This window comes from Thalassospira sp. UBA4513 (genome assembly GCF_002388495.1).
In the GTDB taxonomy this organism is placed as follows: Bacteria; Pseudomonadota; Alphaproteobacteria; order Rhodospirillales; family Thalassospiraceae; genus Thalassospira; species Thalassospira tepidiphila.
Genome location: NZ_DGMR01000035.1, coordinates 155,499 through 160,857 on the forward strand (window position 1 = coordinate 155,499; position 5,359 = coordinate 160,857).

At 55.3% G+C, this 5,359-nt stretch carries 6 protein-coding genes; 4 read left to right on the forward strand and 2 right to left on the reverse strand.

Translation table 11 applies throughout. The features are described 5' to 3' along the window. The coding region (locus tag B2T33_RS14770; protein ID WP_286792445.1) for an aspartate-semialdehyde dehydrogenase at positions 1–590 on the reverse strand (590 nt) is incomplete at its 3' end. 449 nt (positions 591–1,039) lie between these two features. Here B2T33_RS14770 and B2T33_RS14775 point away from each other — a divergent pair. The 4 genes from B2T33_RS14775 (at position 1,040) to sigJ (ending at position 4,500) form a co-directional block, all read left to right on the forward strand. Next, the gene (locus B2T33_RS14775) at positions 1,040–2,263 is read left to right on the forward strand and encodes an SAM-dependent methyltransferase (protein ID WP_286792447.1); all 1,224 of its coding nucleotides are present in this window, start codon (positions 1,040–1,042) and stop codon (positions 2,261–2,263) included. Between the two features lie 245 nt (positions 2,264–2,508). Continuing rightward, complete coding sequence (locus tag B2T33_RS14780; protein ID WP_286792449.1) at positions 2,509–2,925, forward strand: hypothetical protein; 417 nt, start codon at positions 2,509–2,511, stop codon at positions 2,923–2,925. 134 nt (positions 2,926–3,059) lie between these two features. Then, a complete protein-coding gene (locus tag B2T33_RS14785; RefSeq protein ID WP_286792450.1) occupies positions 3,060–3,494 on the forward strand; it encodes a carboxymuconolactone decarboxylase family protein in 435 nt (144 codons plus the stop codon). Then, a complete protein-coding gene (gene sigJ / locus B2T33_RS14790) occupies positions 3,487–4,500 on the forward strand; it encodes an RNA polymerase sigma factor SigJ (protein WP_286792455.1) in 1,014 nt (337 codons plus the stop codon). The genes B2T33_RS14785 and sigJ overlap by 8 nt, the downstream gene beginning before the upstream one ends. Before the next feature lie 56 nt (positions 4,501–4,556). Here sigJ and leuB read toward each other — a convergent pair. Beyond that, positions 4,557–5,359, reverse strand: an 803-nt coding sequence (gene leuB, locus B2T33_RS14795) for a 3-isopropylmalate dehydrogenase (RefSeq protein ID WP_286792451.1), incomplete at its 5' end; no start/stop codon positions are given.

Genomic DNA, 5,359 nt, shown 5'->3' on the forward strand with positions numbered 1-5,359 from the left:
ACGTTAAAGGCGATCTGTTTGGTGAATTCCTCCTTCTTGGGGGGATCATTCACATAGATGCCTTTGGTCTGGTTAAACAGCTCGTCCATGGCGGCACGACCGGCACCCGACACCGACTGATAGGTCGCAACAACGATGCGTTTGATCGTTGCGATGTCATGAAGCGGTTTAAGGGCCAGAACCATCTGAATGGTCGAGCAGTTCGGATTGGCGATGATGTTCTTTTTGGCGTATCCGGCCAGCGCATCGCCATTGACCTCGGGCACGACCAGCGGAACACCCGGTTCCATGCGCCAATAGCTGGAATTGTCGATGACAACGCAACCTGCCTCGGCAGCCTTTGGCGCTAGTTTCTTGGCGGTTTCACCACCGGCCGAGAACAGGGCGATATCGGCCTTTGAGAAATCAAAGGTTGCGGCATCAAGAACACTGATCTCGTCATCTTCGCCATAGCCCACGGTGCGCCCGATGGATTTCGACGATGCCAGCGCAAAGATTTCGTCTGCCGGGAATTTGCGTTCGGCAAGGGTGTTTAGCATCTCGCGCCCGACATTTCCGGTCGCGCCGACAACGGCGATTTTGTAGCCCATCAGGGTGCCTCTTTCAGTCTTGTCGGCATGGTGGTCACAACGGTACCGGAACGGGAAAACCCCGTGCGACAACGGATGACGCAGCGACCATGCCTTTGGGTAATGTCTGATAATCTGCGGCGAGATGTAAGGGTTTCTCGGCGATTGCGCAAGCATGTCGTTGCCAATGTGATCATGATTACTACTTGAGATCGCAGAAAAATCTGGCAGAATTACCAAAGGGGTTCATGTAACGAACCTGAAATCAGAAACGTTTTGCATCTTGCCAGGTTGATTTCTGAATTTCTGCCTGGTTGGCGTCCAAGCCACCGATGTGACCACCTGACGATCCTCCGGACGGCCAGACAAAACGATCCTGATCACGGGTTCATTACAGATATGCGGCATTGCTGCATATGGGGCGATCACTATTCGGACTTTTATCAAAAGGACGGCCAATGACGTACCCGATGAGTTTGGATTGGACACAGAAAAAGGTTCTCGATTTCTTTCGGGAACATGTCACGCGCGGGACTTTGATATTCCGTGTGGATGACAAGCACGAAATCGTGCTGGGAGATGGATCAGAACCGCGGGCGGGTATGACCGTCCCGGATTGGACCAACACACTTAAAATGGCACTGAGCCCGGACCCGGGCTTTGGCGAAGCCTTCATGCATGGCGGGTTCGACCTTGTGAACTGCGAGATGGAGGACCTGATCAAGGTGCTGCGTCTTAATTTCGAAGGCGGGCATTCGACCAGCGGGTTTGGCAGCTTTATTGAAAAGCTGCAGGCACTGAAATTCCAGATCGGGCAGTTTACATCGGTCCGGGCCGCGTCGCACCGCGTGCGCCATCACTATGATATCGGCAATGATCTTTACACCCGGTTCCTTGATCCGGAGATGCAATATTCATGTGCGTTCTGGGATGATGGGGCCCAGACCCTTGAAGAAGCCCAGCACCGGAAAATGAGCCTGACCACCCAGCGGCTCCAAATCAATGAGCCAGGCCTGCGTGTGGTCGATATCGGTTGCGGCTGGGGCGGTTTAAGCCGCTTTATCCACCGCGAAACCGGGGCAGAGGTGCATGGCATCACGCTTTCGACCGAACAATATAACTGGGCGCAGGAAAAACGTTCCGAGATGGGCGGCAATATGAAGGCGGGACTTGATTACCACCTGCTGGATTATCGGCTGTTTGCCGATGCCAACGCCGGGAAGTATGACCGCGTGGTATCGGTCGGCATGTTTGAACATGTCGGTCGCCATCAGTTCAAAACCTATTTTGAAAAGGTCAGTGAGCTGCTTAAGGCTGGCGGGCGGGCCGTGATCCATACCATCATCAAGCCGCGGGCTGAGTTTACCTCGCCATGGATTGATAAATATATCTTCCCCGGCGGGTACATTCCGGCGGTACACGAAGTGATCGAGGCCGCCGAACATGCCAACCTGACGGTAGAGGCCTCAAACTTCCATGCCGGTCGCAATTATGCCCAGACACTGATTGCATGGCGCGATCGGTTCTGCAAAGTCGCCGATGAACTTGACCCTGAAAAGTACGACGAAGAATTCAAACGCATGTGGGAGTTTTATCTGGCCGGATGCATCAATGCCTTTGACGCGGGCGAAGGCGGCGGCGGTATGCGGGTCGGCCAGTTCGTCTTTACCAAGCCGGGCTTTGAATATGCCTGAGGATCGCAATGATAGAGGGCGGGGAGCGATGGTTTCCCGCCCTGTTTGTTTTCTGCCTGCTGCTTCCCATATTCAATAAAGAGCCGTGCGACCCTGTTGCGGCGAAATGCACCGCATGACTGCAAATCAAAATCAAAACAAAGAAGATCAAAGACGTGCCTTCAAACCAAGCCACATCGCGTGATGGACCGGCACGACAGATGTGAAAAAGCGACATACCGGTCATTCTGTCGGGAGGAAACGACATGTTTGAAATGATCAGCCGGGATGACGCGACCCGCGCCAGCGGCGGTGACACGGCACTTGCCCCGCATATCGGACGGCCTGAGGACTATGTCCGGGCCCTGGCCGAAATAGAAATGTCGAGCTGCGAACGCGATATGCTGCGTGCGCACGCCACAGCGCCGGGGCGCATGATTACCGGGCTGAAGCTGGCCGAGACGGTCGGGCATTTCGGATGCCGTATTGGCAATAAGAAGTACGGCCGGCTTGCCGCCAAGGTCGCGGCCGCAGCAGACCTTCCGATGTGCAAAACCGATGTAAGTGATTATCTGGCGGCGATATTCACCCTTGCCGAGGGAACACAAAGCGACGGCGAGGACTGGACATGGGTGATGCATGACAATGTCGCCCGTGCGCTTTCGGATGCGGGCATCGTATGAAGTCCCGAATTGCTGATTTCATAAATTTCGAATTTTACGGGCGGGTCGTGTAACGCGGGCCGTCCGTGTTTCGTCCTTGTGGGCAGAAGGGGAACATTTCCCCTGTATTCCTCGTGTCACCAAGGAGAATTGCTATGACCCGCTTTGCCTTTCATGAAGTCAGCCCAAAACTGTTCCAGGCCCAGTTTGACCTTGCCGCCAAGCTTGGCGAAAACCCGCTGATTGCACCCGTGCTGCGTGACGTTATTGAGTGCCGGGTATCGCAGATCAATGGCTGTGCCTATTGCGTTCGGATGCATTCCGACAGCTTTGCCAAACATGGCGGCGATCCGGTCAAGCTTGCGATGTTGCCGGTTTGGCAGGGTGCCGAAGGGTTTAGCGTGGCAGAGCGTGCGGCACTGGCATGGGCCGAATGCCTGACCCGGGCAGAATGCCAAGTCACGATTTCGAAATGCCATCGCGTGCTTCTTGATCATTTCGAAGAAGCCGAGATTTCGGAGCTGACCTGCATCATTGCCACGATGAATGCGTGGAACCGGTTGGGCATTGCGCAGCATGAATTTGCATGATCGTCGCAAGCTTCCTGACGGAGGCGTAAAAACCCCTTACAATCGGAGACACACAGCGATACGGGATTTCCCCGTATCGCTTCACGCGTTTGGTGGGACATCTGTGGCAGATCGGGTTTTTGAACAACACAGGGCACGGTTGACCGCGTTGGCTTATCGTATGCTGGGCAGTCACGCCGATGCCGAAGATGCGGTTCAGGATGTCTGGCTGCGGTGGCGCAATCAGGATCATGAAACGATCAATGACGCCACCGGCTGGCTTGTCCGGGTGTGCAGCAATATTTGCCTCGATGTTTTGAAATCAGCCCGCCGTCAGCGCGAAAACTATGTCGGTCACTGGCTGCCAGAACCGTGGTTGCCGCCCGAACAACCCAAAGCCGAAACGCAACTGATCGAACAGGACGGTCTTGGGCAGGCTTATATGTTGATGCTTGAACGTCTTGCCCCGGTGGAGCGGGTAGCGCTTGTGCTGCATGAAGTTTTTGATTGGATGCATGACGATATCGCCCCCCTGATCGAACGCACGCCCAATAATACCCGCCAGATCCTGTTTCGCGCCCGCCGCAAGATGCAGCGCGATAGTGATCGCGATGCGACGCCCGAACCGAATGCAACGGCGTGTGATCGGGATCGGCTGGATGCGTTTGTCACGGCCATCGGGACGAGTGACGTTGGCCGGTTGCTAGATCTGCTGGCACCTGATGTGATTTTGCATTCCGATGGTGGTGGCAAGGCACTGGCGACGGCCAATCCGCTGTTTGGTGCTGATCATGTGTCGCGCTTCTTTCTTGGTGTCTGGGGCAAGCGCAGTCCCGGTGAGCGTATCTTTGGCGTCACGATCAAGGATCAATGCTGGATCCTTATGGCCGAAGACGGTGTTGTGGCAACCGCACTCTGCGCGACCGAACGTGATGGGAAGATTGTTGATCTGTTTGTCCACCGAAACCCGGACAAACTGGCGCTGTTTTCCGGCATTCTTGCCGATGCCGTCGAGATCACCCATTAATGCAAAAAGGCCGGATAACTATCCGGCCTTTTTAATATCGGGATCGTTGGAAACGATCAGACGAGCTTGTCGAGTTCGCTGATCAGCGACTCACCCATAACTGTGGTCGAGACCTTGGCCATGCCCGGCTGCATGATGTCTGCTGTACGCAGGCCGCCCTTAAGGACGTTCTGTACGGCGTCTTCGATCAGGGTGGCATCATCGCCCATATCAAACGAATAACGCAGCATCATGGCGAAGGACAGGATGGTTGCCAGCGGGTTGGCGATGTCCTGACCGGCGATGTCCGGGGCTGAGCCGTGTACCGGCTCGTAAAGCGCCTTGCGCGCACCGTTTGCATCGGCCGCACCAAGGGATGCAGACGGCAGCATGCCGAGCGATCCGGTCAGCATGGCGGCACAATCGGAAAGAATGTCGCCAAACATGTTGGTGGTGACCATCACGTCAAACTGTTTCGGGTTACGCACCAGCTGCATGGCGGCGTTATCGACATACATGTGGCTCAGTTCGATTTCCGGGAAGTCCTTGGCAACACGTTCGACAACTTCGCGCCACAGAACGGTGGATTCCAGAACGTTGGCCTTATCGACAGAGCACAGGCGCTTGTTGCGTTTCATCGCCATGTCAAAGGCAACGCGCGCAATGCGTTCGACTTCCGGCTCGGAATAGACCAGCGTGTTAAAGCCGTGACGGACACCGACGCGTTCTTCAATGCCGCGCGGCTGACCGAAATAGATGCCACCGGTCAGTTCACGCAGGATCATGATATCAAGACCCTTAACGACGTCTTCTTTAAGCGTTGATGCACCAACAAGGGCGTCAAACACGAGTGCCGGACGCAGGTTGGCAAACAGGCCCA

What these genes read in the sequence shown, in the direction of transcription:
- B2T33_RS14775 (WP_286792447.1), top strand. Translation starts at nt 1,040, where the DNA reads ATGAGTTTGGATTGGACACAGAAAAAGGTTCTCGATTTCTTTCGGGAA.
- B2T33_RS14780 (WP_286792449.1), top strand. Translation starts at nt 2,509, where the DNA reads ATGTTTGAAATGATCAGCCGGGATGACGCGACCCGCGCCAGCGGCGGT.
- B2T33_RS14785 (WP_286792450.1), top strand. Translation starts at nt 3,060, where the DNA reads ATGACCCGCTTTGCCTTTCATGAAGTCAGCCCAAAACTGTTCCAGGCC.